Genomic DNA, 26,004 nt, shown 5'->3' with positions numbered 1-26,004 from the left:
CGAGGACTGAGAAATGGGAATCCGCAAGTACAAGCCGACTACGCCGGGCCGTCGTGGCTCCAGCGTCGCCGACTTCGTCGAGGTCACGCGGTCCACGCCGGAGAAGTCGCTGGTCCGCCCGCTGCACAGCAAGGGCGGCCGTAACAACGCCGGTCGTGTGACCGTTCGCCACCAGGGTGGCGGACACAAGCGCGCCTACCGCGTCATCGACTTCCGTCGGCACGACAAGGACGGCGTGCCGGCGAAGGTCGCGCACATCGAGTACGACCCCAACCGCACCGCGCGCATCGCGCTGCTGCACTACGCGGACGGCGAGAAGCGCTACATCCTCGCCCCGCGCAACCTCCAGCAGGGCGACCGCGTCGAGAACGGTCCCGGGGCCGACATCAAGCCGGGCAACAACCTGGCCCTGCGCAACATCCCGGTCGGTACCACGATCCACGCGATCGAGCTCCGTCCCGGTGGTGGAGCCAAGTTCGCCCGCTCCGCCGGTGCCTCCGTGCAGCTGCTCGCGAAGGAGGGCTCCATGGCCCACCTGCGCATGCCGTCCGGAGAGATCCGCCTGGTCGACCAGCGCTGCCGCGCCACGGTCGGCGAGGTCGGCAACGCCGAGCAGTCGAACATCAACTGGGGCAAGGCGGGCCGTAAGCGGTGGCTGGGCGTTCGCCCGACCGTCCGTGGTGTCGTCATGAACCCGGTCGACCACCCGCACGGTGGTGGTGAGGGCCGGACCTCCGGTGGCCGCCACCCCGTGTCCCCGTGGGGCAAGAAGGAAGGCCGTACTCGTTCGCCCAAGAAGGCGTCGAACAAGTACATCGTCCGCCGCCGCAAGACGAACAAGAAGCGCTAAGGACGGGTTGAGATGCCTCGTAGCTTGAAGAAGGGACCCTTCGTCGACGACCACCTGCTCAAGAAGGTGGACGCCCAGAACGAAGCCGGTACCAAGAACGTCATCAAGACCTGGTCCCGTCGCTCCATGATCGTGCCGGCGATGCTCGGACACACGCTCGCGGTGCACAACGGCAAGACCCACATTCCGGTGTTTGTCACCGAGTCGATGGTCGGCCACAAGCTCGGCGAGTTCTCGCCGACCCGCACCTTCCGGGGTCACGTCAAGGACGACCGGAAGTCGAAGCGCCGCTAGTCGGCGGGGTGGAAACGACCATGACAAACATCGAAGGGACGACCATGGAAGCCAGGGCCCAGGCGCGGTACATCCGCGTCACGCCCATGAAGGCCCGCCGCGTGGTGGACCTCATCCGTGGCATGGATGCCACGGAGGCTCAGGCGGTCCTGCGTTTCACCCCGCAGGCCGCGAGCGTGCCGGTGGGCAAGGTGCTCGACAGCGCCATTGCCAACGCCGCGCACAACTACGACCACACCGACGCCGACAGCCTCTTCATTTCCGAGGCCTACGTCGACGAGGGCCCGACCCTGAAGCGGTTCCGTCCGCGTGCCCAGGGCCGTGCCTACCGGATCCGCAAGCGGACCAGCCACATCACCGTGGTCGTCAGCAGCAAGGAAGGAACCCGGTAATGGGCCAGAAGGTAAACCCGCACGGGTTCCGGCTCGGTATCACCACCGACTTCAAGTCGCGTTGGTACGCCGACAAGCTGTACAAGGACTACGTCAAGGAAGACGTCGCCATCCGTCGGATGCTGACGTCCGGCATGGAGCGCGCCGGTATCTCGAAGGTGGAGATCGAGCGCACCCGTGACCGTGTCCGCGTGGACATCCACACCGCGCGTCCGGGCATCGTCATCGGCCGCCGCGGCGCGGAGGCCGACAAGATCCGCGGTCAGCTGGAGAAGCTGACGGGCAAGCAGGTCCAGCTCAACATCCTTGAGGTGAAGAGCCCGGAGACCGACGCTCAGCTGGTGGCCCAGGCCGTCGCCGAGCAGCTGTCCTCCCGCGTCTCCTTCCGTCGCGCCATGCGCAAGAGCATGCAGGGCACGATGAAGGCCGGCGCCAAGGGCATCAAGATCCAGTGCGGTGGCCGCCTCGGTGGCGCCGAGATGTCCCGCTCGGAGTTCTACCGCGAGGGCCGTGTGCCCCTGCACACGCTCCGCGCGAACGTGGACTACGGCTTCTTCGAGGCCAAGACGACCTTCGGCCGTATCGGTGTGAAGGTCTGGATCTACAAGGGCGATGTCAAGAACATCGCCGAGGTCCGCGCCGAGAACGCCGCCGCCCGTGCGGGCAACCGCCCGGCTCGCGGTGGCGGCGGCTCCGACCGTCCGGCCCGTGGTGGCCGTGGCGGTGGCGAGCGGCGCGGTCGCAAGCCGCAGCAGGCCGGCGGTGCCGAGGCCCCCAAGGCCGAGGCCCCCGCCGCCGCCGCTCCGGCTGCTGAGAGCACCGGAACGGAGGCCTGACCGAAATGCTGATCCCCCGTAGGGTCAAGCACCGCAAGCAGCACCACCCGAAGCGCCGTGGTCAGGCCAAGGGCGGTACGACGGTCGCGTTCGGCGAGTACGGCATTCAGGCCCTCACGCCGGCGTACGTGACCAACCGCCAGATCGAGGCGGCCCGTATCGCGATGACCCGCCACATCAAGCGTGGCGGCAAGGTCTGGATCAACATCTACCCGGACCGCCCGCTCACGAAGAAGCCTGCCGAGACCCGCATGGGTTCCGGTAAGGGTTCTCCCGAGTGGTGGATCGCGAACGTGCACCCGGGCCGGGTCATGTTCGAGCTGTCCTACCCCAACGAGAAGATCGCCCGTGAGGCCCTGACTCGCGCAGCCCACAAGCTGCCGATGAAGTGCCGGATCGTCAAGCGCGAGGCAGGTGAAGCGTGATGTCGGCCGGTACCAAGGCGTCCGAGCTGCGCGAACTGGGTGACGAGGAGCTTCTGGCGAAGCTCCGCGAAGCCAAGGAAGAGCTGTTCAACCTCCGCTTCCAGGCGGCGACGGGTCAGCTCGAAAACCACGGTCGGCTCAAGGCCGTCCGCAAGGACATCGCGCGGATCTACACCCTGATGCGTGAGCGCGAGCTGGGCATCGAGACGGTGGAGAGCGCCTGATGAGTGAGAACAACGTGACTGAGCAGACTGCTGAGGCCCGCGGCTTCCGCAAGACCCGCGAGGGTCTCGTCGTCAGCGACAAGATGGACAAGACCGTCGTCGTCGCCGTCGAGGACCGCGTCAAGCACGCGCTGTACGGCAAGGTCATCCGCCGTACCAACAAGCTCAAGGCGCACGACGAGCAGAACGCGGCCGGCGTCGGCGACCGGGTCCTCCTGATGGAGACCCGTCCGCTGTCGGCGACCAAGCGCTGGCGCATCGTCGAGATCCTCGAGAAGGCCAAGTAGGCAGTTCCCGCAAGGGAATTCCAGTAAGTACGCCTGCGGGCAAACCCGCAGGACAGTTCCGCCAGGCTCCGGGGGCCGTTCCTGAACGGCCCCCGGGGAACCGGCAGACACACAGGAGATAGACGTGATCCAGCAGGAGTCGCGACTGCGCGTCGCCGACAACACTGGTGCGAAGGAAATCCTTTGCATCCGTGTGCTCGGTGGTTCCGGTCGCCGCTACGCGGGCATCGGTGACGTCATCGTCGCCACCGTCAAGGACGCGATCCCGGGCGGCAACGTGAAGAAGGGTGACGTCGTCAAGGCGGTCATCGTTCGCACCGTCAAGGAGCGCCGCCGTCCGGACGGCTCGTACATCCGCTTCGACGAGAACGCCGCCGTCATTCTGAAGAACGACGGCGACCCTCGCGGCACCCGCATCTTCGGCCCGGTGGGCCGGGAGCTGCGCGAGAAGAAGTTCATGAAGATCATCTCGCTCGCGCCGGAGGTGCTGTAAGCATGAAGATCAAGAAGGGCGACCTGGTCCAGGTCATCACCGGTAAGGACAAGGGCAAGCAGGGCAAGGTCATCGCGGCCTACCCCCGCGAGGACCGTGTCCTGGTCGAGGGTGTCAACCGGGTCAAGAAGCACACCAAGGCCGGCCCGACCGCTCGCGGTTCGCAGGCCGGCGGCATCGTCACGACCGAGGCGCCCGTCCACGTCTCCAACGTCCAGCTGGTCGTTGAGAAGGACGGCAACAAGGTCGTCACGCGTGTCGGTTACCGCTTCGACGACGAGGGCAACAAGATCCGCGTTGCCAAGCGGACGGGTGAGGACATCTGATGGCTACCACCACCACTCCGCGTCTCAAGACGAAGTACCGCGAGGAGATCGCGGGCAAGCTGCGTGACGAGTTCAAGTACGAGAACGTCATGCAGATCCCCGGCCTCGTCAAGATCGTGGTCAACATGGGTGTCGGCGACGCTGCCCGTGACTCGAAGCTCATGGACGGTGCCGTCCGTGACCTGACCACCATCACCGGTCAGAAGCCGGCCATCACCAAGGCCCGCAAGTCCATCGCGCAGTTCAAGCTGCGTGAGGGTCAGCCGATCGGTGCCCACGTCACGCTTCGTGGCGACCGCATGTGGGAGTTCCTGGACCGCACCCTGTCGCTCGCGCTGCCGCGTATCCGCGACTTCCGTGGTCTGTCCCCCAAGCAGTTCGACGGCCGTGGCAACTACACCTTCGGTCTCACGGAGCAGGTCATGTTCCACGAGATCGACCAGGACAAGATCGACCGCGTCCGGGGTATGGACATCACCGTGGTCACCACGGCGACCAACGACGCTGAGGGCCGCGCGCTCCTTCGTCACCTCGGCTTCCCCTTCAAGGAGGCATGAGCGAGATGGCGAAGAAGGCTCTTATCGCGAAGGCTGCTCGCAAGCCCAAGTTCGGCGTGCGTGGTTACACGCGCTGCCAGCGCTGCGGCCGTCCGCACTCCGTGTACCGCAAGTTCGGCCTGTGCCGCGTCTGCCTTCGTGAGATGGCTCACCGTGGCGAGCTGCCGGGCGTGACCAAGAGCTCCTGGTAGTCCGTACTTCCGGACTCCCGAAGCTCTCGGTAAGCAAAGGGCTCGGTCAGGTGCCCACCCCTTCATGGCTTAGGCTGGGAGGGTTGGGCGCCTGATTGCCGCCCATACGACTTACTACGCCGTAGGTCCACCGCACCGCACCCGCCTCGTCTCGGATCGAGGAGAGGGATGGGCAACTGGAAACCCCGGCGAGAGAGGCCGAAGGCCAATTCATGACCATGACTGATCCGATCGCAGACATGCTTACGCGTCTGCGGAACGCGAACTCGGCATACCACGACTCCGTGACGATGCCGGCATCGAAGATCAAGTCGCACATCGCGGAGATCCTCCAGCAGGAGGGCTTCATCACGGGCTGGAAGGTCGAGGACGCCGAGGTCGGCAAGAACCTCGTCCTGGAGCTGAAGTTCGGCCCCAACCGTGAGCGCTCCATCGCGGGGATCAAGCGGATCTCCAAGCCCGGTCTCCGGGTTTACGCGAAGTCCACCAACCTGCCCAAGGTGCTGGGCGGTCTGGGCGTGGCGATCATCTCCACGTCGCACGGACTCCTCACCGACAAGCAGGCCGGCAAGAAGGGCGTAGGCGGAGAAGTTCTCGCCTACGTCTGGTAGCGGAAGGGAACGGAGGAAACAGCTATGTCGCGCATCGGCAAGCTCCCCATCGCGGTTCCCGCCGGCGTGGATGTCACCATCGACGGCCGCACGGTGAAGGTCAAGGGCCCCAAGGGCGAGCTGACCCACACCGTCGCCGCGCCGATCGAGATCGTCCGGGCTGAGGATGGCGTTCTGAACGTCACCCGTCCCAACGACGAGCGTCAGAACAAGGCCCTGCACGGCCTGTCCCGCACGCTGGTGGCGAACATGATCACCGGCGTGACCCAGGGTTACGTGAAGAAGCTCGAAATCAGCGGTGTCGGTTACCGCGTCGCGGCCAAGGGCTCGAACCTCGAGTTCGCGCTCGGCTACAGCCACTCGATCACCGTCGAGGCGCCCGAGGGCATCTCGTTCAAGGTCGAGAACCCGACGCACTTCTCGGTCGAGGGCATCGACAAGCAGAAGGTCGGCGAGGTTGCGGCCAACATCCGCAAGCTGCGCAAGCCCGATCCGTACAAGGCCAAGGGCGTCAAGTACGAGGGCGAAGTCATCCGCCGCAAGGTCGGAAAGGCGGGTAAGTAAGCCATGGCATACGGACAGAAGATCCTCAAGGGCGACGCCTACAAGCGCGCCGCGATCAAGCGCCGTCACATCCGGATCCGCAAGCGGATCAACGGTACGGCGGAGCGTCCTCGTCTGGTCGTTACCCGCTCCAACCGCCACATCGTGGCCCAGGTGATCGACGACATCAAGGGTCACACCCTGGCGTCGGCGTCCACCCTGGACACCTCGGTGCGCGGTGGCGAGGGCGACAAGTCCACGCAGGCCAAGCAGGTCGGCGCCCTGGTCGCCGAGCGTGCCAAGGCGGCCGGCGTCGAGGCTGTCGTATTCGACCGTGGTGGCAACCAGTACGCCGGGCGCATCGCCGCTCTGGCGGACGCCGCCCGCGAAGCCGGACTCAAGTTCTGAGTCGCCCGTCGCGCAGTGACTTTCAGTGCTGCGTAGCTAGCGGATAAAGAGAGAGGTAATTCCAATGGCTGGACCCCAGCGCCGCGGTGGCGGTGCCGGTGGCGGCGAGCGGCGGGACCGGAAGGGCCGTGACGGCGGCGCAGCTGCCGCCGAGAAGACCGCGTACGTCGAGCGCGTCGTCGCGATCAACCGCGTCGCCAAGGTTGTGAAGGGTGGTCGTCGCTTCAGCTTCACCGCGCTGGTCGTGGTGGGCGACGGTGACGGCACCGTGGGTGTCGGTTACGGCAAGGCCAAGGAGGTGCCGGCCGCCATCGCCAAGGGTGTTGAGGAGGCCAAGAAGCACTTCTTCAAGGTCCCCCGTATCCAGGGCACCATCCCGCACCCGATCACGGGTGAGAAGGCTGCCGGCGTCGTTCTCCTCAAGCCGGCGTCGCCGGGTACCGGTGTTATCGCCGGTGGTCCCGTGCGTGCCGTCCTGGAGTGCGCCGGTATCCACGACGTGCTGTCGAAGTCGCTCGGTTCGTCGAACGCGATCAACATCGTGCACGCGACCGTGGCGGCCCTGAAGGGTCTTCAGCGTCCCGAGGAGATCGCGGCCCGCCGTGGTCTGCCCCTCGAGGACGTCGCTCCCGCGGCTCTGCTGCGGGCGCGTGCCGGGGCTGGTGCTGCGTAATGGCACAGCTCCGGATCACGCAGACGAAGTCGTACATCGGCAGTAAGCAGAACCACCGTGACACCCTGCGTTCCCTTGGTCTCAAGGGGATCAACACGCAGGTCGTCAAGGAGGACCGCCCCGAGTTCCGCGGCATGGTGCGCCATGTCCGTCACCTCGTGACGGTCGAGGAGGTCGACTGATCATGGCGGAAAACAACCCGCTGAAGATCCACAACCTCCGTCCCGCCCCGGGCGCCAAGACCGCCAAGACCCGTGTGGGTCGTGGTGAGGCGTCGAAGGGTAAGACGGCCGGTCGTGGTACCAAGGGCACCAAGGCCCGTTACCAGGTTCCGGAGCGCTTCGAGGGTGGCCAGATGCCCCTCCACATGCGTCTCCCGAAGCTCAAGGGCTTCAAGAACCCGTTCAAGACCGAGTACCAGGTCGTGAACCTCGACAAGCTGGCCGAGCTGTTCCCCGAGGGTGGCGAGGTCACCGTCGAGGGCCTCGTGGCCAAGGGTGCCGTTCGCAAGAACAGCCTCGTCAAGGTCCTCGGCCAGGGTGAGATCTCCGTGGCGCTCCAGGTGACGGTCGACGCCGTCTCCGGTTCCGCCAAGGAGAAGATCACCGCCGCCGGCGGTACCGTCACCGAGCTCGTCTGAACAGCTCAGGCGCCTCGATGACTTGAGCGATCCCGACCGGGGATACCCCACAAATGGGGTATCCCCGGTTGGTCGTTCCTAGGGTGGCAGTCTCGCCGGTAAGGTGGCTTGCGCTGCCCACTTTCACTGGGTGTCGCACCACGGGCACCTTCAGCGGCAGTTGGCCGTTACCTATGTCGTTGTTGTATTGGACCCTCAAGACCGTCACCCTTGACGCAGATGCGCGGGGGTCGCAGGAGGCACCGTGCTCACCGCGTTCGCCCGGGCGTTCAAGACGCCCGACCTGCGCAAGAAGCTGCTGTTCACGCTCGGCATCATTGTGATCTATCGGATCGGGACGCATATCCCGATCCCGGGTGTCGACTACAGGAACGTCCAGACCTGTCTCGACCAGGCCTCCGCAAATCAGGGGCTGTTCGGGCTGGTCAACATGTTCAGCGGCGGTGCGCTGCTGCAGATCACGATCTTCGCGCTCGGCATCATGCCGTACATCACAGCGAGCATCATCCTGCAGCTGCTGACGGTGGTGATCCCCCGTCTTGAGGCCCTCAAGAAGGAGGGTCAGGCCGGTACAGCGAAGATCACGCAGTACACCCGCTACCTGACCGTGGCGCTCGCCGTCCTCCAGGGCACCGGCCTGGTGGCCACCGCCCGCAGCGGCGCGCTCTTCAGCGGCTGCACCGTCGCCGGTCAGATCGTCCCCGACCAGTCCATCTTCGTGACCATCACCATGGTCATCACCATGACGGCCGGTACGGCCGTCGTGATGTGGCTCGGTGAGCTCGTCACCGACCGCGGCATCGGCAACGGCATGTCGATCCTGATGTTCATCTCGATCGCCGCCACCTTCCCGTCCGCGCTGTGGGCCATCAAGCAGCAGGGCTCCCTGGCCGACGGCTGGATCGAGTTCGGCACGGTCATCCTCGTCGGCCTGTTCATGGTCGGCCTGGTGGTCTTCGTCGAGCAGGCCCAGCGCCGTATTCCGGTGCAGTACGCGAAGCGCATGATCGGCCGCCGGTCCTACGGCGGCACCTCGACGTACATCCCCCTCAAGGTGAACCAGGCGGGTGTGATCCCCGTCATCTTCGCCTCGTCGCTGCTCTACATCCCGGCGTTGATCGCGCAGTTCTCCAGCGGAACGTCGGGCTGGAAGAGCTGGATCGAAGCCCACCTCGTCAAGGGTGACCATCCGTACTACATCGCGTCCTACTTCTTGCTGATCGTTTTCTTCGCGTTCTTCTACGTGGCGATCACCTTCAACCCCGAAGAAGTAGCCGACAACATGAAGAAGTATGGTGGCTTCATCCCGGGCATCCGGGCTGGCCGACCGACCGCTGAGTATCTGAGTTACGTGCTCAACCGGATCACCTGGCCGGGTTCGCTGTATCTGGGTCTGATCGCTCTCGTCCCGACAATGGCGTTGGCTGGTTTCGGGGCAAACCAGAACTTCCCCTTCGGCGGCACCAGCATCCTGATCATCGTGGGTGTGGGTCTGGAGACGGTGAAGCAGATCGAGAGCCAGCTCCAGCAGCGCAATTACGAAGGGTTCCTCCGCTGATGCGAATCGTCCTCGTCGGGCCGCCGGGCGCCGGTAAGGGTACGCAGGCCACACGGCTTGCCGAGACGCTGCGTGTTCCGCACATCTCGACCGGTGACCTGTTCCGCGCCAACATCAGCAAGCAGACCGAGCTCGGGAAACTCGCGAAGTCCTACATGGACGCCGGCAACCTCGTCCCCGACGAGGTCACCATCGCGATGGCCAAGGACCGCATGGAGCAGCCGGACGCCGTGAACGGCTTCCTGCTCGACGGATTCCCGCGCAATGTCTCGCAGGCCGAGGCGCTGGACGAGCTGCTCACGACCGAGGGCATCAAGCTGGACGCGGTGCTGGATCTCGAGGCACCGGAGGAGGAGGTCGTGAAGCGGATCGCCGGCCGGCGTATCTGCCGCAACGACTCCTCGCACGTCTTCCACGTGACGTACAACAAGCCCGCCGAGGAAGGCGTCTGTGACGTCTGCGGCGGTGAGCTGTACCAGCGGGACGACGACTCCGAGGAGACCGTACGCAAGCGGCTGGAGGTCTACCACACGCAGACCGAGCCGATCATCGACTACTACAAGACGCAGGGTCTTGTGGTGACGATCGAGGCGATGGGTGCGGTGGGTGAGGTCACCGGGCGGGCGCTTGAGGCGCTGAAGCGCGAGGACGCCGGCCGCTAGTTGTTCGTACGTAGCTTTGGCCGCGGTTCCCTGATGCAGGGGGCCGCGGCCTGCTGTGTGGGGGCGGGGTCTTCCTGGGCGGCGTTCGCCGGTGCCGCTGCGCCCACCCTCCCCCCATCGCCCTGCGGCACGATCGCCCGCAGCTACGCGGCCGGCGGCCGTAGGGGCCACGTATCGTTGAGGTTGTCCGTTTGTTTCGGTGCAGGAGAGGCCGTCGTTCTATGGTGCAGATCAAGAACCCCGAGCAGATCGCCAAGATGCGCGAGGCGGGGCTGGTCGTTGCCGCCATTCACGCGGCCACCCGCGAGGCGGCCGTGCCGGGGTCCACCACCAGGGATCTGGACGAGGTGGCGCGCAAGGTGCTCGCGGAGCACAACGCCAAGTCGAACTTCCTCGGGTACGGCGGTTTCCCCGCGACGATCTGCACGTCCGCGAACGACGTCGTCGTCCACGGCATCCCGTCCGACGAGGTCGTCCTCAAGGACGGCGACATCATCTCCATCGACTGCGGCGCGATCGTCGACGGCTGGCACGGTGACGCGGCCTACACGGCCTTCGTGGGCTCCGGTCACGCTCCGGAGCTCATCGAGCTCTCCCGGGTGACGGAGGAGTCGATGTGGGCCGGCATCGCGGCCATGAAGCAGGGCGCCCGGCTCGTCGACGTCTCCCGCGCGATCGAGACGTACATCCGCCGCCAGCCCAAGCCCGGCGGCGGCCGGTACGGGATCATCGAGGACTACGGCGGCCACGGCATCGGCACCGAGATGCACATGGACCCGCACCTGCTGAACTACGTCGACCGGCGGCGGGGGAAGGGGCCGAAGCTGGTCCCCGGGTTCTGCCTGGCCATCGAGCCGATGGTGTCGCTCGGCACCGCGAAGACGAAGGTCCTGGCGGACGACTGGACGGTCATCACGACCGACGGGACCTGGTCGTCGCACTGGGAGCACTCGGTCGCGCTGACCGAGGAGGGGCCGATCGTGCTGACGGCCCCCGATGGCGGGAAGGCGAAGCTCGCCGAGCACGGGGTCGTGGCCGCGCCGGATCCCCTGGGATGACGCCCCGCGTGGTTAAAGATCTCCTTCTTCGGGCATCCTTCGGCGATTCGTCTTTCCGGGTGTGCTGACGTAGACTGACTCGTCGGCTCTGGTGCACCCGCATGTCTGCATGCGCCCGCAAGGGAATGCGCTGGAGTCGATCAAGGTAGTCGATTCCGAAGGGCGAAGCGTGGCCAAGAAGCAAGGTGCCATCGAGATCGAGGGCACTGTCGTCGAGTCTCTGCCGAACGCCATGTTCAAGGTCGAGCTCCAGAACGGCCACCAGGTCCTGGCACACATCAGCGGCAAGATGCGTATGCACTACATCCGCATCCTCCCTGACGACCGGGTCGTGGTGGAGTTGTCTCCGTACGACCTGACCCGTGGCCGGATCGTCTACCGCTACAAGTAGATCCCTCTGACTCGGAGAACCTCAATCCCATGAAGGTCAAGCCGAGCGTCAAGAAGATCTGCGACAAGTGCAGGGTGATCCGCCGTCACGGTCGGGTCATGGTCATCTGCGAGAACCCGCGCCACAAGCAGCGCCAGGGCTGACGCACGATCGACCGATCCCTCTGCATCGAGATCGCAGAGATTCGCGCGACGCGAGCTGAATAACGTTCATACGCAGAATCCGGGCGAGCGATCGTCCGACACCCCCGGTTCGGAGGCCGGGGACTCAGTTCGTACCTGACACGGCGGCTGGGAATCGGTTCTGTGGAAGACCTCCGACGATCACCAGGAGCCATTGAATGGCACGCGTTTCCGGTGTTGACATCCCGCGCGAAAAGCGCGTGGAGGTCGCCCTCACCTACGTGTTCGGCATCGGCCGAACCCTTTCGCAGCAGACGCTGGCCGCCACCGGCGTCGACCCGAACACCCGCGTTCGCGACCTCTCCGAGGAGCAGCTCGTCGCGATCCGTGAGTTCGTGGACAACAACATCAAGACCGAGGGTGACCTCCGTCGCGAGGTTCAGGCCGACATCCGCCGCAAGGTCGAGATCGGCTGCTACCAGGGTCTGCGCCACCGTCGTGGCCTGCCCGTCCGCGGTCAGCGCACCAGCACGAACGCTCGTACCCGCAAGGGCCCGCGTCGCGCCATCGCCGGCAAGAAGAAGCCGGGCAAGAAGTAGTCCTCAGCGGACAACGCTTCACCAGCGGTCTTCGCTGTAGGACCGACCACCTCCCCGTAGGAGTTTGTAGATGCCCCCCAAGGGACGTCAGGGCGCTGCCAAGAAGGTGCGCCGCAAGGAAAAGAAGAACGTCGCTCACGGCCACGCGCACATCAAGAGCACGTTCAACAACACCATCGTTTCCATCACGGACCCGTCCGGCAACGTGATCTCCTGGGCCTCCGCCGGCCACGTCGGCTTCAAGGGCTCCCGGAAGTCCACGCCGTTCGCCGCGCAGATGGCCGCCGAGTCGGCTGCCCGCCGCGCTCAGGAGCACGGCATGCGCAAGGTCGACGTGTTCGTGAAGGGCCCGGGTTCCGGTCGTGAGACCGCCATCCGTTCGCTCCAGGCGACGGGTCTCGAGGTCGGCTCCATCCAGGACGTCACCCCGACCCCGCACAACGGCTGCCGTCCGCCCAAGCGCCGCCGCGTCTGACGCACGGTTGTCTCAGGTTTCGGGCGGTACGGCACCTCGGTGCGGTGCCGCCCGTACCCTTGCAGTACTCAAGGACATCAAATAGTGGGTGTCCATGACTGAAGGATCGCAACATGCTGATTGCTCAGCGTCCCTCGTTGACCGAAGAGGTCGTCGACGAATTCCGCTCCCGGTTCGTGATCGAGCCGCTGGAGCCGGGCTTCGGCTACACCCTCGGCAACTCCCTCCGTCGTACGCTCCTGTCGTCGATCCCCGGTGCGGCTGTCACCAGCATCCGGATCGACGGTGTCCTGCACGAGTTCACCACCGTGCCGGGCGTCAAGGAGGACGTCACCGACCTGATCCTCAACATCAAGCAGCTGGTCGTCTCCTCGGAGCACGATGAGCCGGTCGTGATGTACCTGCGCAAGCAGGGCCCGGGTCTGGTCACCGCCGCCGACATCGCGCCCCCGGCCGGTGTCGAGGTGCACAACCCCGACCTCGTCCTCGCCACGCTCAACGGCAAGGGCAAGCTGGAGATGGAGCTCACGGTCGAGCGTGGCCGTGGTTACGTCTCCGCCGTGCAGAACAAGCAGGTCGGTCAGGAGATCGGGCGCATCCCGGTCGACTCGATCTACTCGCCGGTTCTCAAGGTCACGTACAAGGTCGAGGCCACGCGTGTCGAGCAGCGCACCGACTTCGACAAGCTGATCGTCGACGTCGAGACCAAGCAGGCGATGCGTCCGCGTGACGCCATGGCCTCCGCCGGTAAGACGCTGGTCGAGCTGTTCGGTCTCGCCCGCGAGCTGAACATCGACGCCGAGGGCATCGACATGGGCCCGTCGCCCACGGACGCCGCCCTCGCCGCTGATCTCGCCCTGCCGATCGAGGAGCTGGAGCTCACCGTTCGGTCGTACAACTGCCTCAAGCGTGAGGGCATCCACTCCGTGGGTGAGCTCGTGGCTCGTTCCGAGGCGGATCTGCTGGACATCCGTAACTTCGGTGCGAAGTCCATTGACGAGGTCAAGGCCAAGCTCGCGGGCATGGGGCTTGCGCTCAAGGACTCGCCTCCCGGGTTCGACCCGACCGCCGCGGCGGATGCCTTCGGGGCGGACGACGACGCGGATGCGGGCTTTGTGGAGACCGAGCAGTACTAAGCGCTCCGCGGGAAGGCCGTACTGCGGCTGCGGGCCGATTGTGGCTGGTCGCGCAGTTCCCCGCGCCCCTGGGGCGCTGCCCTTCCGGGCGTCTGAAAGGGCGCTCGGATCTCCGACAGGCGGCCGCCTGCTCGGATACTGACCCCGGTACCTGATACGGCCGGGGCAGACACACAGGAGAAGAGAAATGCCGAAGCCCACCAAGGGTGCCCGTCTCGGCGGCGGTGCCGCGCACGAGAAGCTGCTTCTCGCGAACCTCGCGAAGTCGCTGTTCGAGCACGGCCGCATCACCACCACCGAGGCGAAGGCCCGTCGTCTGCGGCCCTACGCCGAGCGTCTGGTCACCAAGGCGAAGAAGGGCGACCTTCACAACCGCCGTCAGGTGCTTCAGGTCATCACGGACAAGAGCATCGTGCACACGCTCTTCACCGAGATCGGCCCGCGCTACGAGAACCGTCCCGGTGGTTACACCCGTATCACCAAGATCGGTAACCGTCGTGGCGACAACGCGCCCATGGCCGTCATCGAGCTGGTCGAGGCGCTGACCGTCGCGCAGCAGGCGACGGGTGAGGCCGAGGCCGCCACCAAGCGTGCGGTCAAGGAAGACACCCTGAAGAAGGACGAGGCCGTCGAGGCCAAGTCCGACGAGGTTGTCGAGGACGCCAAGCCGGCCGAGGCCGACGAGGAGTCCAAGGACGCGTAAGCGTTCTGCCGGGGGCTGTGTTCCGGCGGCTGCGGCTTCGTCGTGGTTGCTCGCGCAGTTCCCCGCGCCCCTTCAGGGCGTTGCGGGTCCGCTCCTTTTCAGGGAGCGGGCCCGCTTTCCTGTTGCTGAGAGGATCTCTGGTGAGTGACGACGTACAGCCCGGCTTCGTGCGGGTGCGGCTCGACCTGTCGTACGACGGGACCGAGTTCTCCGGGTGGGCCAAGCAGGCCGGGGGGCGGCGGACCGTGCAGGGGGAGATCGAGGATGCCCTGCGGACCGTGACGCGGTCGGGGGACGTGTCGTACGAGCTGACGGTGGCCGGGCGGACCGATGCCGGGGTGCATGCGCGGGGGCAGGTGGCGCACGTCGATCTGCCGGAGGGGCTGTGGGCCGAGCACCGGGAGAAGCTGCTGAAGCGGCTCGCCGGGCGGCTGTCCCGGGATGTGCGGGTGTGGCGGATCGGTGAGGCGCCGGCGGGGTTCAACGCGCGGTTCGCGGCCCTGTGGCGGCGTTACGTCTACCGGGTCGGCGACCGGCCCGGCGGTGTGGACCCGCTGCTGCGCAACCATGTGCTGTGGCACGACTGGGAGTTGGACGCCGAGGCCATGGACGCGGCCGCCGGGTCGCTGGTCGGAGAGCACGACTTCGCGGCGTACGCGAAGAAGCGTGAGGGGGCCTCGACGGTCCGGGAGATCTTCGACTTCGGGGTGCGGCGGACGGCCGACGGGGTGGTGGAGATCGAGGTGCGTGCCGACGCCTTCTGCCACAACCAGGTGCGGTCCATGGTGGGTGCGCTGCTGTTCGTGGGCGACGGGCACCGGGGCGTGGAGTGGCCGCGGAAGGTGCTGGACGCCGGGGTGCGGGACAGCGCCGTGCATGTGGTGCGGCCGCACGGGCTGACCCTGGAGGAGGTCGCCTACCCGGCCGACGACCAACTCGCGGAGCGGCAGCGGCAGGCCCGGCGGGTGCGGGGCCAAGTGCACTGAGGGGCCCCCGGAATGGGTGGGTTTCCTGCTACTACAGTCGGGTGAACGGCATTTCGACCGAGGAGTCACGTTGGGAAGACGCGCTAAGGATTCCGCCGCGATGGGCAGACGCTCCGCCCTGCGGACCCTCGGTGTGGGGGGACTGGCCACGGCCGGGGTCGGCGGGCTGAGTCTGCTGGCCACCGCGGACGCCGCGCCGGCGGACGGTCTGCTGGCGCCGCCGTACGCCCCTACCGGGGTGCGGCCGCGCTTTCGCCGGGCGACCTGGAGCCAGCAGTTCCAGTCGGGACACGGCTGGTCGGCCGGTGGCGCGGGCACGGCCTCGTCCAACCCGGCCGACACCGAGGTGTTCACGCGGGGCACCAGCTCGGTCCGGGTGACCACCGCGGGCAGCGGTGTCCAGTCGTACGTACGCAAGACCGGTCTGAGCGCGATGGACCTCAGCGGCAAGATGATCCGGCTCGTCTTCCGGGTCACCGATGTCGCCCGGCTCAGCCGGATCGTCTTCTACGTCGGCAAGGGCGGGCTCAAGGACGCGTTCAGCTGGCGGGTGCACACCCACTCCGGCACCGGGACCAACTTCGTCCAGTCCGGGGAGTGGGTCACCGTCCATCTCCAGTGGGCCGACGTCACCTCCGCGTCCGGCGCGTACACGCTCTCCGCGAAGGGTGAGCCGTCGGTGCGGTCGGGGTTCACCGACATGTCGTTCGCGGTGTACGACGATGCCGCGGGCGCGGTCACGTACCACCTCCAGGCTGTCGAGCTGGTGCCCGACACCGCGACCGCCTTCCCCAAGGGCGTGGTCTCGGTCACCTTCGACGACTCGCACAAGTCCGTCCACGACCTGGCGCGTCCGGTCATGGACCCGTACGGGATGCCGGGCACGCTCTACAACATCGCCGACGCGATAGGCACCGGCTCGTTCGTGGGTGTGGGGCAGATGCGGTCCCTCCAGGACTCCTCCGGGTGGGAGATGGCCGGGCACTCGTACGCCAACGCCGTGCACACGGCGAGCTATCCCAAGCTGACCGCGAAGGAGGTCGACGACGACTTCCGCAAGCTCCGGGAGTGGCTTGTCGGGAACGGCTTCACCAGCGAGCACTTCGCCTATCCGCACGGGGCGTTCCAGAAGACCACGGACGGGGTGCCCGTCGATCAGCTCGCGGCGCGTCACTTCACCACGGCGCGGTCGATCGTCTCCGAGACCATCGAGAGTTTTGCGCCGGCCATGCCGTATCGGCTGAAGGCGCTGACCGGTATCACGGACGGGGCGGGTGTCGGGGGGACCGCGCTGTCCAAGGTGGTGGGTGCGGGGGGTGCGCTGGATCGGTGTGCGGGGAGTGGTAGTTGGCTGATTCTGTGTCTGCACAAGGTTGTTGCGGGGACGCCTGCCGCGAGCACCGAGATCAGTCAGGGTGGGTTGCGGACGCTGATGGCGGAGATCGAGAAGCGGGACATCGAGGTGGTCACCGTGCAGGAGGCCATGGGGTACTTCCGGTGACGCCGGGCGGCTGAGTGGGGGCGGGGGCGGGTGCGGGTGCGTGGGGGCTTGTCGCGCAGTTCCCCGCGCCCCTGGGGTGGGCTGGGGCTAGCGGTCTCGGTTGAACCAGTCGTCGGTCTGCTGGACCTGGGCGTAGCTCTCGTCCTCCTGCGTCCACTGCGGCTGCTGCGGGATGTGGGGGATGTACGGCTGCTGCTCCTGGACGTCACCCTGCGCCTGGCCCTGCCACTGCTCGTATGCCTGGGCGGGATGCTGCTGGTAGGGGTCCTGGGGCTGCTGTACGTGTCCGTACCCCTGTGCCGGCTGGCCGTATGCCTGGGTCGCGGGGTCGTAGGTGTGCGCCGCCGGGCCGTACGACTGCTGCTGCTGTCCGTATCCCTGCTGGGGGTACGGGTGCGGCATCTGTTGGCCGGGGTGCGGCATCTGCTGCTGGGCCGGGCCCGGCCGGGTCACGCCGTTCCAGGCCACCGGCTGCTGGGGGGTGTCGCGGCCCATGTCGTGCAGCTCGCCCTGGCTGTGGGTGGCGTAGGCCGGGGTCCGGTCCCTGGCGGCACCCGAGGAGACGTGTGGTGCCGTGCGGGCCAGGGCGATGCCCTCCAGGCGCATCATCTCGATCGTCGAGGAGACCTGCTGGGACGAGTACTCGTCCTCCTCCTCGTAGACCGCCGAGACATCCTGTTCGTGGTCGCCGGCGACCGAGACCTCGACACCGCCCTGCCGGGTGCCCCAGCTGCCCTTGTGCAGGGTGAGCAGGGCGTAGAAGCGCAGCGGCGTCAGCAGGAGCAGCTGGATCACGCCGTAGAGCGGGGCCAGCAGGAACATGCCGAAGCGCTTGATGAAGCCCATGCCGCGGCGCGGGAAGTCGAGGTAGCGGACGTTGCGCAGGTACCCCATGAGGACCATGAAGACCAGGTAGTCGCCGATGTGGTTGACGAACTGCTCCGGGCGCATGATCGGCAGGATGACCATGGAGTAGAACATCGCCGAGCCGAAGATCAGCCACAGCGCGAGTTCCATGCAGGTGAGCCAGAAGGCCGGCCGGTACTTCTTCTGGTGGGTGAAGGCCCAGAGGGACTCACGGAAGAAGGACTTGTTCCAGCGGACCTGCTGGCGCAGGAAGTGCGGCAGCTTCTCGGGGACGGCGGTGTAGCCGACGGCCGTCTCCTGGAAGACGACCTGGCCCTCCATCAGGCAGTAGTTGGTCATCCGGCGGTCGTCGCCGAAGACGGCGGGCTTGCCGAGGAACTTCTGGTTGAGGAAGTCCGGCAGGTACTTGCGCACCAGCGAGCCGCGGTACACGGACAGTGCGCCGCAGCAGCACAGCACCGACTTCAGGCGGGAGTACGCGGCCCGTTCGAAGAGGAACGAGTTGCCGTACCGCAGGTCCTGGAGGCGGGTGAAGATGTTGCTGTCGTGGTTGAGGGCGAGCACCATGCCCGTCGACGCCATGATCTTCGGGTTGGCCATGGGGAGCAGCAGCTCACGGACCGTGTCCCGGGACAGGATGGTGTCGGAGTCCACACACAGGAACAGGTCGGAGTAGGGCGCCGCCTGGAAGCCGAGGGCGAGCGCCTCGCGCTTGCCCTTGTTCACTGGCTGCACGCTCACCGTGTACTTGACGCCCTTGGCCTCGAACTCGCGGCGCAGCTTCTTCGCCGCCTTGATGCCGGAGTCGTTGGCGCTGCAATCGTCGATGATGTGGATCTCGTTGGGGAGCCGGCTCTGCGCGAGGAGGCTGCGCATGCCCTGCTCGAACATCACCGGGTCCTCGTTGTAGATCGGGATGACCGCGGTGACCCAGGACTCGTCGAGGAGCAGCAGCTCTTCGCGGTCGCCCTTGGCCGGGCGGTAGAAGAGCGCCCCGAACATCTTCAGGGCCAGCAGGCCCAGCGCGCCGAACGAGTAGTAGTGGAGCGAGTCCGGGTCCAGCTTGGTGACGATCACGCCCGCGATGACGAGGAAGAAGACGTACGAGACCTTCAGATGCCGTCTGCGGCGGTGACGCCGGCGGCTGTCGCCGTCGACGGCGTCGGGTATGTGGGTGTCGGTCACAGCTTGACCACCTGAGGATGATCCGCCGACTTGCCGCGGGTGTCGAAGAGCAGCCGGCAGTGGTCGGCCAGCCGGTCCAGATCGATCTCGCTGTGCTGCTGGAGAAGGATGGTGAGGTCCGCCTCGGCGGCGCCCGCGAGGTAGTCCTCGGCGCGGGTGACCGCGGTGTCCCCGACGGTCCAGTCCGCGACGCGCGGGTCGTAGTAGGAGAGCTCGGCGCCGCGTTCGAGCAGCAGCTCGGCCACGTCCACGGCCGGGCTCTCGCGCTGGTCGGAGATGTCCGGCTTGTAGGTCACGCCGAGGAGCAGGACGCGTGAGCCGCGGATCGGCCTGCCCTGCTGGTTGAGCAGGTCGGCCGCGCGCGAGACGACATGGGCGGGCATCCGCTGGTTGATCTCCTGGGCCAGCTCCACGAACCGGAACGGGATGCCCAGCGAACGCACCTTGTACGACAGGTAGTTGGGGTCGATCGGAATGCAGTGACCGCCGACTCCGGGCCCCGGGTAGAACGGCGCGAAGCCGAACGGCTTGCTGGAGGCGCAGCGGATCGCGTCCCACAGGTCGACGTCGATCTCCCGGCAGAACATGGCCATCTCGTTGACGAGGGCGATGTTCACATGCCGGTAGGTGTTCTCCAGGAGCTTGGCCATCTCGGCCTCCCGGGTGCCCTTGGCCTCCACCACGGTGCCCACGAACCGCTCGTACAGGGCGCGGGCCGCCTTGGTGCAGTCGGGGGTGGTGCCGCCGACGACCTTGGGGGTGTTCTCCAGGCCGAAGTGCGGGTTGCCCGGGTCGATGCGCTCGGGGGAGAAGGCGAGGAAGAAGTCGGTGCCGGCCTTCAGGCCCGAGGCCTCCAGGCGGGGGCGGACGACCTCGTCCGTGGTGCCGGGGTACGTCGTGGACTCCAGGACGACGAGCGTGCCCGGCCTGAGGTGCGCCGCGATGTCGTCGACGGCGGCGTGGACCGCCTTGAGGTTGGGCGCGCCGTGGTCGGTCAGCGGAGTCGGTACGCAGATGACGACCGCCGCCGCCTCGGCGATGACCTCGGGCGAGTCGACCGCCCGGAAACCCTGGTCCAGCATGGCGCGTACGTCGGCGTCGCTGATGTCGTCGACGTGGGACGAACCCGAGGCCAGCCCCTCGACCACTGCCCGGCTGCGGTCGAGGCCGACGACCTTCAGGCCGGAGGCGCTCGCGGCCCTGGCCAGGGGCAGCCCGACGTAGCCGAGTCCGATGATCACGACGTCGACAGTGCAGTTTCGGTTCACGGCAATGCTTCCCACCCCGACGCCAAACCCCCCAAAGCTCCGATGGCCAGGCGCACAGTCACTATTCGAATACAGGAGCGGGAATCGTAACAACGCTCCCATAGTTCCTCCACGCCTCACCCACAGTCGCGTTTCTCACTTCTTCACTCGTACAACCCTTGGCCGTGACTGTGAGTCGCCCCGTGTGTCGCGGGATTCCGCCTCGTATCCACGGTGGCGTCGGCCGCGACGACGGTTAATCTGTGCCGATCCATCCGCCGGGCACCTGCCCCGTGCCCCTGAAGGAGTTCCCGTGGCGTCCTCTCGCAGACAGCCCCGCCGTCGCGGTGGCGGGGCCCGGGTGTTCAAGGTCCTGCTCGCGGTGGCCGTGGTGGCCGGCGCCGCCCTGGGCGCCGGGCCCGCCTGGCGCCACTTCAACCCGGAGGAGCCGGAGCTCACCGTCCGGTACCGGACGGCCACCGACGCCGACGCCGATGCCGCCCGGCCCTGGCTGGAGGTCTTCAACACCTCCGAGAAGCCGGTGCCGCTGAGCGAGGTCTCGCTGCGCTACTACTTCACGGCCGACGCGGACACGTCGTACGCCTTCAACTGTGTGGAGGCGGCCATGGGGTGCTCGAACCTGACCGGCACGGTCGTCGCCATGGACGACCCCCAGGACGACGCCGACCACTATCTGGAGATCGGGTTCACGGACAAGGCGGGTGTGCTGGAACCCGGCGCGAACAGCCGGGGAGTGGAGCTCCAGCTCTTCCGGACCGACCACAAACGCGTCAGCCAGGACGGCGACTGGTCCTACGACGGCTCCAAGCGCACCTACCAGAAGTCGGACCGGATACCCGCCTACCGGGCCGGCGCCCGGGTGTGGGGCGAGGAGCCCGGCGGCGGCAAGAGCTCCTCCGCGACCCCGGGGGCCGCCAGGGCCGTTCCCGAGCTGCCCGCGGGCGGCTTCTTCGACGACTTCAACTACCGCGGCCCGAAGGACACCGCGCTGTTCAAGCACGGCTGGCTCGTGCGGACCAGCGAGGGCGGGCCCGGCATCGAGGACACCTGGACCGCCGAGGGCGTCTCCTTCCCGGCCGCCGACAAGGGCGAGGACGGGCAGGTCCTCCAGCTGCGCGCCGCCACCGACGGCACCGAGGCCGGCACCGGACAGGCGGCGCTCGGCACGAAGAAGGCGGAGTTCCGCACCGGCACCTACGCGGCCCGGATCCACTTCACCGACGAGCCGACGACCGGCGAGAACGGCGACCACGTCAACCAGACGTTCTTCACCATCGGCGGCTCCGGCGACAAGTACAGCGAGCTGGACAACGAGTACATGCCGAACGGCGGCTGGGGCGCGCCCGGACCCAAGCTGGACACCACGACCTGGCGGAACGCCGACGAGGGCGACCGGGTGACCAGCAAGACGGAGAAGAGCCTGGCGGGCTGGCACACCATGGTGATCACGGTCGAGAAGGACTCGGTCACCTACAGCCTCGACGACAAGGTGCTGTACCGCAGCGGCGCGGACTACGTGCCGCGCGCCGACATGACGGTCAACTTCAACACCTGGTTCGTGGATCTGCCGTTCACCGGCGACCGGGCCTGGGACATGAAGGTCGACTGGATCTACTACCGGTCCGGGAAGTCACTCCCGGCGAAGGACGCCGAGCGGGCCGCCGAGGAGTTCCGGGGCGACGGGGTGGGCTACTTCGACACGATGGCCGGTTCCTGAGCCTGGCCGTTCTCTGAGCGGACACCGGCCGGGTGACGCGGCCGCGGCTGCTCGCGGGCCGCGGCTATTCGCTCGCCGCGGCCGACGCCTGGGCCTCGCCGCGCCTGCGGATCTGGCGGAAGGTGAACTCCGCGAGATCGTCGCCGGTGGAGAAGACGGCCGTGTCCTTGGTCGTGACGTCCTTGCCGTTGGTGAAGCCGGCGACCGTGAAGTAGGCGTAGCGGCCGTAGGAGTTGGTCGTCGAGCGGCAGATCGCGGCGTTGCAGAAGTCCTTGACGCCGCCGCCCTTGAGCGCGCTGACGACGCTCTTCTTGTCCGCCTGGAGCTTGGCCCTGGTCGCCTGTGCCTCGTTGTCGAAGACGGCCACACCGACCGTGACCGAGACGCCGTCCTTGGTGTAGGAGACGCGCAGCAGCCGGGTGCAGTCGTTGTCGTCGAGGACCTTGGGGAGGGTGCCCTGGGCGGCCGAGGCGCACTTGCTGGTGTCGGCCGTCGGACCCTTCTTGTACACGGTCTCGCCCATGGTCAGCTGGGTGCCCGGGAACAGGCCCTCCGCGCTCAGCGGGGCCTTGTCCTTGGCCTTGCTGTCGACGAAGTCCTTCGGGTCGAGCGGCGGCGGCGCGCTGGTCGGCGCGAACGACGGCGCCGGCCCCGATCCGCTGGGGATGTCGGCGGTCGAGGGCAGCTGGGAGTTCGGCTGGTTGGAGGCCTGGCTGTCGCCGTTGGCGGACACCACGGCGACCGCGACGGCGGTGCCGATCGCGACCGTCGCGAGTGCGCCGCCGCCGATGAAGAGCAGCCGACGACGCTTGTTGCGCGCCTCGGAGGCCTCGGCGAGCGCCGCCCAGTCGGGCGTTCCGTCGTTGCCGCTGTTCCAGGACTGCTGCTGCGACTGTGGTTTCCAGGGATCCCACTGGGACTGGGGTCCCCCCTGCCCAAAGCTCATGGGCCGCATCTTAGACGGGGGAAGCGGCGTACTGGTCCGCCTCAACAAGCCCTGCGGACCCTGCGGTTCGCGCGCCGGTGCCGGCTCCGGGGGTGTGCGCGCAGCTCAGGCGGTACGTGAGGTTCCGGGGGCGTACCGTGAAGGAGCCGGGGCATATGACGAGGAGCACTGTCCGGGGCCGCCGGGGTTCGCGCTGTGCGCTCAGGTGCTCACCCAAGGTGTCCGTCGCGAGGGCCGCCGACCCCGTTTTGACCCGGCCGCGGCAGCGCGGGTATTCTGCTCTTTCGTTGTGTATAGGCTTGCTCACTCTCACGGGACGGGCCCTTACACCGGTCCGCCGGGCCGATGACCAGCGACCAGCACGCGGTATGCGTCACCGCAGTGCGGTCAGGGCTGTCGATCGTTTCGGTGACCTGTTCAGGACCATTCACTCGAAGCGAAGGCTACGAACCGTGCGTACGTACAGCCCCAAGCCCGGCGATGTGACGCGCCAGTGGCACGTCATCGACGCTCAGGACATCGTCCTGGGTCGTCTCGCCACCACCGCCGCGTCCCTTCTGCGGGGCAAGCACAAGCCGATCTACGCGCCCCACGTCGACACCGGTGACTTCGTCGTCATCATCAACGCCGACAAGGTGCACCTCTCCGGCAACAAGCGGACCCAGAAGATGGCGTACCGCCACTCCGGCTACCCGGGTGGTCTGCGCTCCGTCCGCTACGACGAGCTGCTGGACAAGAACCCCGAGAAGGCCATCGAGAAGGCCGTCAAGGGCATGCTCCCCAAGAACACCCTGGGCCGTCAGATGCTCTCGAAGCTGAAGGTCTACCGCGGCGAGAACCACCCGCACGCTGCTCAGCAGCCGGTTCCGTTCGAGATCACCCAGGTCGCGCAGTAAGTCCGGCCACCCCCTAAGACCGAAAAGAATCTGAGGAGCATCGTGGCCGAGACCACTGCCGAGCAGCCGATCGAAGAGATCGACAACGACACCGAGATCGACACCGAGAGCTACACCACCGAGTCCGAGGTCCCGGTGGAGGGTGAGTACACCACCGAGTCCCTCGCCTCGCGCTTCGGTGAGCCCCAGCCCGCCGCGGGCCTGGGCCGTCGCAAGAACGCCATCGCCCGCGTCCGGATCGTCCCGGGCACCGGCAAGTGGAAGATCAACGGTCGCACCCTTGAGGACTACTTCCCCAACAAGGTGCACCAGCAGGAAGTCAACGAGCCCTTCAAGGTGCTCGAGCTCGAGGGCCGCTACGACGTCATCGCCCGCATCGCGGGTGGCGGTGTCTCCGGCCAGGCCGGTGCCCTGCGCCTCGGCGTGGCCCGCGCCCTGAACGAGGCCGACGTGGACAACAACCGCGGCGCCCTCAAGAAGGCCGGCTTCCTCCGCCGCGACGACCGTGCGGTCGAGCGCAAGAAGGCCGGTCTCAAGAAGGCCCGCAAGGCCCCGCAGTACAGCAAGCGCTGATCTCCACGGCGTCTGCTCGTACTCCGAACGCCCCGGCGGCACGCCAGTGTGCCGCCGGGGCGTTCGTTTATCACAGACACAGGCGTATAACGGCACAAGACGCTCAGAGTCTTGTGTGATCGGATGGCCAGGCATCCTTGCCTGGGTCGCAGGAGCCAGGCGCGCGGGACCGGACCGGCAGGGCTCCCGAGTAGTGATGCTTCCTCAGGAGGACAAGTGGGACGACTCTTCGGCACGGACGGCGTGCGCGGCGTCGCCAACGCGGATCTGACGGCCGAGATGGTGCTCGGACTGTCCGTCGCGGCGGCCCACGTACTGGCCGAAGCGGGCACCTTCGCGGGCCACCGGCCGACGGCGGTGGTCGGACGGGATCCGCGCGCGTCCGGGGAGTTCCTGGAGGCCGCCGTGGTCGCCGGCCTCGCCAGCGCCGGCGTCGACGTACTGCGCGTCGGTGTGCTGCCGACCCCGGCCGTGGCGTATCTCACGGGCGCGCTGGGGGCCGACCTCGGAGTTATGCTCTCCGCCAGCCACAACGCCATGCCGGACAACGGCATCAAGTTCTTCGCCCGCGGTGGGCACAAACTCCCCGACGACCTTGAGGACCGTATCGAGTCCGTCTACGAGGAGCACCGCACCGGCGCGCCCTGGGACCGCCCGACCGGCGGCGGCGTGGGCCGCGTACGGGAGTACGTCGAGGGGTTCGACCAGTACGTCGCCCATCTCATCGGCGTACTGCCGAACCGCCTCGACGGGCTGAGGATCGTCCTCGACGAGGCGCACGGCGCCGCGGCGCGGGTCTCGCCCGAGGCGTTCTCGCGGGCCGGTGCCGAGGTGATCACCATCGGCGCCGAGCCGGACGGGCTGAACATCAACGACGGCTGCGGCTCGACCCACATGGACCTGCTGAAGGCCGCCGTCGTCGAGCACGGGGCCGACCTCGGTATCGCGCACGACGGTGACGCGGACCGGTGCCTGGCCGTGGACCACGAGGGTACGGAGGTGGACGGCGACCAGATCCTCGCCGTGCTCGCCGTGGCCATGCGGGAGCGGGGGGCGCTGCGGTCCGACACCGTGGTCGCCACCGTGATGTCGAATCTGGGCTTCAAGCTGGCCATGGAGCGCGAGGGCATCCACGTGGTGCAGACCGCGGTCGGTGACCGGTACGTGCTGGAGGAGATGAAGGAGAACGGGTTCGCGCTCGGCGGCGAGCAGTCCGGGCACGTGATCATCCTCGACCACGCGACGACCGGTGACGGCACGCTGACCGGGCTGATGCTGGCCGCGCGTGTGATGGCGAGCGGGGTCGCGCTGCGGGAGCTGGCGGCCGTGATGGAGCGCTTGCCGCAGGTGCTGATCAATGTGCCGGACGTGGACCGGTCGCGGGTGTCGTCGTCCGCGGATCTCGCCGCTGCGGTTGCCGAGGCGGAGCGGGAGTTGGGGGAGACGGGGCGGGTGTTGCTGCGGCCTTCCGGGACCGAGCCGTTGGTCCGGGTGATGGTGGAGGCGGCGGACATTGATCAGGCTCGGTCTGTGGCGGGGCGGTTGGCTGACGCCGTGAAGTCCGCGCTCGGGTAGTTTGCGGTGCCGGGTTCGGGGTGCCGGGTTCTGTTG

At 67.3% G+C, this 26,004-nt stretch carries 35 protein-coding genes; 32 read left to right on the top strand and 3 right to left on the bottom strand.

The features are described 5' to 3' along the window. Window positions 1–13 precede the first annotated feature (13 nt). The 28 genes from rplB (at window position 14) to ACIQAC_RS13365 (ending at window position 16,941) form a co-directional block, all read left to right on the top strand. The gene (gene rplB / locus ACIQAC_RS13500) at window positions 14–850 is read left to right on the top strand and encodes a 50S ribosomal protein L2 (RefSeq protein WP_030400225.1); all 837 of its coding nucleotides are present in this window, start codon (window positions 14–16) and stop codon (window positions 848–850) included. 12 nt (window positions 851–862) lie between these two features. Then, window positions 863–1,144 (top strand): 30S ribosomal protein S19, encoded by a 282-nt coding sequence (rpsS, locus tag ACIQAC_RS13495; RefSeq protein ID WP_356692142.1) that lies wholly within the window; start codon window positions 863–865, stop codon window positions 1,142–1,144. Window positions 1,145–1,188: 44 nt separating this feature from the next. Next, the gene (gene rplV / locus ACIQAC_RS13490) at window positions 1,189–1,536 is read left to right on the top strand and encodes a 50S ribosomal protein L22 (protein WP_266401786.1); all 348 of its coding nucleotides are present in this window, start codon (window positions 1,189–1,191) and stop codon (window positions 1,534–1,536) included. Continuing rightward, window positions 1,536–2,372 (top strand): 30S ribosomal protein S3, encoded by an 837-nt coding sequence (gene rpsC / locus ACIQAC_RS13485; protein ID WP_402190116.1) that lies wholly within the window; start codon window positions 1,536–1,538, stop codon window positions 2,370–2,372. The genes rplV and rpsC overlap by 1 nt, the downstream gene beginning before the upstream one ends. Window positions 2,373–2,377: 5 nt before the next feature. Further along, a complete protein-coding gene (gene rplP, locus ACIQAC_RS13480) occupies window positions 2,378–2,797 on the top strand; it encodes a 50S ribosomal protein L16 (protein ID WP_004927269.1) in 420 nt (139 codons plus the stop codon). Next, window positions 2,797–3,021: a 50S ribosomal protein L29 gene (rpmC, locus tag ACIQAC_RS13475; protein ID WP_003998824.1), complete on the top strand. Its 225-nt coding sequence runs from the start codon at window positions 2,797–2,799 to the stop codon at window positions 3,019–3,021. The genes rplP and rpmC overlap by 1 nt, the downstream gene beginning before the upstream one ends. Beyond that, window positions 3,021–3,308, top strand: coding sequence for a 30S ribosomal protein S17 (gene rpsQ / locus ACIQAC_RS13470; protein ID WP_010354232.1), 288 nt, complete (start codon window positions 3,021–3,023; stop codon window positions 3,306–3,308). The genes rpmC and rpsQ overlap by 1 nt, the downstream gene beginning before the upstream one ends. A 124-nt stretch (window positions 3,309–3,432) precedes the next feature. Then, the gene (gene rplN, locus ACIQAC_RS13465) at window positions 3,433–3,801 is read left to right on the top strand and encodes a 50S ribosomal protein L14 (RefSeq protein ID WP_003998823.1); all 369 of its coding nucleotides are present in this window, start codon (window positions 3,433–3,435) and stop codon (window positions 3,799–3,801) included. Between the two features lie 2 nt (window positions 3,802–3,803). After that, on the top strand, window positions 3,804–4,127 hold the full coding sequence (gene rplX / locus ACIQAC_RS13460) for a 50S ribosomal protein L24 (RefSeq protein WP_030967306.1): 324 nt from the start codon (window positions 3,804–3,806) through the stop codon (window positions 4,125–4,127). Continuing rightward, window positions 4,127–4,684, top strand: a complete 558-nt coding sequence (gene rplE, locus ACIQAC_RS13455) for a 50S ribosomal protein L5 (protein ID WP_053753925.1) — start codon at window positions 4,127–4,129, stop codon at window positions 4,682–4,684. Before rplX ends, rplE begins: the two co-directional genes overlap by 1 nt. Before the next feature lie 5 nt (window positions 4,685–4,689). Then, window positions 4,690–4,875: a type Z 30S ribosomal protein S14 gene (locus tag ACIQAC_RS13450; protein ID WP_003948630.1), complete on the top strand. Its 186-nt coding sequence runs from the start codon at window positions 4,690–4,692 to the stop codon at window positions 4,873–4,875. A 212-nt stretch (window positions 4,876–5,087) separates the two neighbouring features. Beyond that, window positions 5,088–5,486 (top strand): 30S ribosomal protein S8, encoded by a 399-nt coding sequence (gene rpsH, locus ACIQAC_RS13445; RefSeq protein ID WP_007384075.1) that lies wholly within the window; start codon window positions 5,088–5,090, stop codon window positions 5,484–5,486. Between the two features lie 24 nt (window positions 5,487–5,510). Then, on the top strand, window positions 5,511–6,050 hold the full coding sequence (rplF, locus tag ACIQAC_RS13440) for a 50S ribosomal protein L6 (protein WP_402190113.1): 540 nt from the start codon (window positions 5,511–5,513) through the stop codon (window positions 6,048–6,050). Window positions 6,051–6,053: 3 nt separating this feature from the next. Further along, the gene (gene rplR / locus ACIQAC_RS13435; protein WP_402190110.1) at window positions 6,054–6,437 is read left to right on the top strand and encodes a 50S ribosomal protein L18; all 384 of its coding nucleotides are present in this window, start codon (window positions 6,054–6,056) and stop codon (window positions 6,435–6,437) included. Between the two features lie 64 nt (window positions 6,438–6,501). After that, window positions 6,502–7,110 carry a 30S ribosomal protein S5 gene (gene rpsE, locus ACIQAC_RS13430; protein WP_329327209.1) on the top strand — a complete coding sequence of 203 codons (609 nt, stop codon included), beginning with the start codon at window positions 6,502–6,504 and terminating at the stop codon, window positions 7,108–7,110. Next, on the top strand, window positions 7,110–7,292 hold the full coding sequence (gene rpmD, locus ACIQAC_RS13425) for a 50S ribosomal protein L30 (RefSeq protein WP_402190107.1): 183 nt from the start codon (window positions 7,110–7,112) through the stop codon (window positions 7,290–7,292). Before rpsE ends, rpmD begins: the two co-directional genes overlap by 1 nt. Window positions 7,293–7,294: 2 nt before the next feature. Then, on the top strand, window positions 7,295–7,750 hold the full coding sequence (gene rplO, locus ACIQAC_RS13420; protein WP_402190105.1) for a 50S ribosomal protein L15: 456 nt from the start codon (window positions 7,295–7,297) through the stop codon (window positions 7,748–7,750). A gap of 244 nt (window positions 7,751–7,994) precedes the next feature. Next, window positions 7,995–9,308, top strand: a complete 1,314-nt coding sequence (gene secY, locus ACIQAC_RS13415) for a preprotein translocase subunit SecY (RefSeq protein ID WP_402190103.1) — start codon at window positions 7,995–7,997, stop codon at window positions 9,306–9,308. After that, a complete protein-coding gene (locus ACIQAC_RS13410; protein ID WP_402190100.1) occupies window positions 9,308–9,970 on the top strand; it encodes an adenylate kinase in 663 nt (220 codons plus the stop codon). Before secY ends, ACIQAC_RS13410 begins: the two co-directional genes overlap by 1 nt. A gap of 221 nt (window positions 9,971–10,191) precedes the next feature. Beyond that, window positions 10,192–11,028, top strand: a complete 837-nt coding sequence (map, locus tag ACIQAC_RS13405; protein ID WP_402190098.1) for a type I methionyl aminopeptidase — start codon at window positions 10,192–10,194, stop codon at window positions 11,026–11,028. A 169-nt stretch (window positions 11,029–11,197) separates the two neighbouring features. Next, a complete protein-coding gene (infA, locus tag ACIQAC_RS13400; RefSeq protein ID WP_003948620.1) occupies window positions 11,198–11,419 on the top strand; it encodes a translation initiation factor IF-1 in 222 nt (73 codons plus the stop codon). 29 nt (window positions 11,420–11,448) lie between these two features. Then, a complete protein-coding gene (gene rpmJ, locus ACIQAC_RS13395) occupies window positions 11,449–11,562 on the top strand; it encodes a 50S ribosomal protein L36 (protein ID WP_003998809.1) in 114 nt (37 codons plus the stop codon). Between the two features lie 197 nt (window positions 11,563–11,759). Continuing rightward, the gene (gene rpsM, locus ACIQAC_RS13390; RefSeq protein WP_402190096.1) at window positions 11,760–12,140 is read left to right on the top strand and encodes a 30S ribosomal protein S13; all 381 of its coding nucleotides are present in this window, start codon (window positions 11,760–11,762) and stop codon (window positions 12,138–12,140) included. 70 nt (window positions 12,141–12,210) lie between these two features. Continuing rightward, a complete protein-coding gene (gene rpsK, locus ACIQAC_RS13385) occupies window positions 12,211–12,615 on the top strand; it encodes a 30S ribosomal protein S11 (RefSeq protein ID WP_003956432.1) in 405 nt (134 codons plus the stop codon). A gap of 113 nt (window positions 12,616–12,728) precedes the next feature. Then, window positions 12,729–13,751, top strand: a complete 1,023-nt coding sequence (locus ACIQAC_RS13380) for a DNA-directed RNA polymerase subunit alpha (protein WP_003966937.1) — start codon at window positions 12,729–12,731, stop codon at window positions 13,749–13,751. Between the two features lie 187 nt (window positions 13,752–13,938). Then, window positions 13,939–14,454 carry a 50S ribosomal protein L17 gene (gene rplQ, locus ACIQAC_RS13375; RefSeq protein ID WP_402190093.1) on the top strand — a complete coding sequence of 172 codons (516 nt, stop codon included), beginning with the start codon at window positions 13,939–13,941 and terminating at the stop codon, window positions 14,452–14,454. A gap of 140 nt (window positions 14,455–14,594) precedes the next feature. Beyond that, window positions 14,595–15,440 carry a tRNA pseudouridine(38-40) synthase TruA gene (gene truA, locus ACIQAC_RS13370; RefSeq protein WP_402190091.1) on the top strand — a complete coding sequence of 282 codons (846 nt, stop codon included), beginning with the start codon at window positions 14,595–14,597 and terminating at the stop codon, window positions 15,438–15,440. Window positions 15,441–15,540: 100 nt separating this feature from the next. Next, complete coding sequence (locus ACIQAC_RS13365) at window positions 15,541–16,941, top strand: polysaccharide deacetylase family protein (protein ID WP_402190090.1); 1,401 nt, start codon at window positions 15,541–15,543, stop codon at window positions 16,939–16,941. Between the two features lie 87 nt (window positions 16,942–17,028). Here the strand turns inward: ACIQAC_RS13365 and ACIQAC_RS13360 are convergent, their stop codons facing one another. Both ACIQAC_RS13360 and ACIQAC_RS13355 read right to left on the bottom strand, forming a co-directional pair. Further along, a complete protein-coding gene (locus tag ACIQAC_RS13360) occupies window positions 17,029–18,993 on the bottom strand; it encodes a glycosyltransferase (RefSeq protein ID WP_402190087.1) in 1,965 nt (654 codons plus the stop codon). Then, window positions 18,990–20,261 carry a nucleotide sugar dehydrogenase gene (locus tag ACIQAC_RS13355; RefSeq protein WP_402190085.1) on the bottom strand — a complete coding sequence of 424 codons (1,272 nt, stop codon included), beginning with the start codon at window positions 20,259–20,261 and terminating at the stop codon, window positions 18,990–18,992. The genes ACIQAC_RS13360 and ACIQAC_RS13355 overlap by 4 nt, the downstream gene beginning before the upstream one ends. A 292-nt stretch (window positions 20,262–20,553) precedes the next feature. On the opposite strand from ACIQAC_RS13355, the gene ACIQAC_RS13350 reads away from it, so the two are divergent. Continuing rightward, window positions 20,554–21,978: a cellulose binding domain-containing protein gene (locus ACIQAC_RS13350; RefSeq protein ID WP_402190083.1), complete on the top strand. Its 1,425-nt coding sequence runs from the start codon at window positions 20,554–20,556 to the stop codon at window positions 21,976–21,978. Between the two features lie 64 nt (window positions 21,979–22,042). Here the strand turns inward: ACIQAC_RS13350 and ACIQAC_RS13345 are convergent, their stop codons facing one another. Continuing rightward, window positions 22,043–22,924: a hypothetical protein gene (locus ACIQAC_RS13345; RefSeq protein ID WP_402190081.1), complete on the bottom strand. Its 882-nt coding sequence runs from the start codon at window positions 22,922–22,924 to the stop codon at window positions 22,043–22,045. Between the two features lie 452 nt (window positions 22,925–23,376). On the opposite strand from ACIQAC_RS13345, the gene rplM reads away from it, so the two are divergent. The 3 genes from rplM (at window position 23,377) to glmM (ending at window position 25,968) form a co-directional block, all read left to right on the top strand. Continuing rightward, entirely contained in the window at window positions 23,377–23,820 is a 444-nt protein-coding gene (gene rplM / locus ACIQAC_RS13340; protein ID WP_351933140.1) for a 50S ribosomal protein L13, read from the top strand. A gap of 42 nt (window positions 23,821–23,862) precedes the next feature. After that, window positions 23,863–24,393, top strand: a complete 531-nt coding sequence (gene rpsI / locus ACIQAC_RS13335) for a 30S ribosomal protein S9 (protein WP_402190078.1) — start codon at window positions 23,863–23,865, stop codon at window positions 24,391–24,393. 216 nt (window positions 24,394–24,609) lie between these two features. After that, entirely contained in the window at window positions 24,610–25,968 is a 1,359-nt protein-coding gene (glmM, locus tag ACIQAC_RS13330; protein WP_402190076.1) for a phosphoglucosamine mutase, read from the top strand. Window positions 25,969–26,004 lie beyond the last annotated feature (36 nt).

Origin of the sequence: Streptomyces sp. NPDC088387 (assembly GCF_044753385.1) — a bacterium.
Classification (GTDB): domain Bacteria; phylum Actinomycetota; class Actinomycetes; order Streptomycetales; family Streptomycetaceae; genus Streptomyces.
Note: the sequence above shows the minus strand (reverse complement) of the source record. Positions and strands in the feature narration are given on the sequence as shown.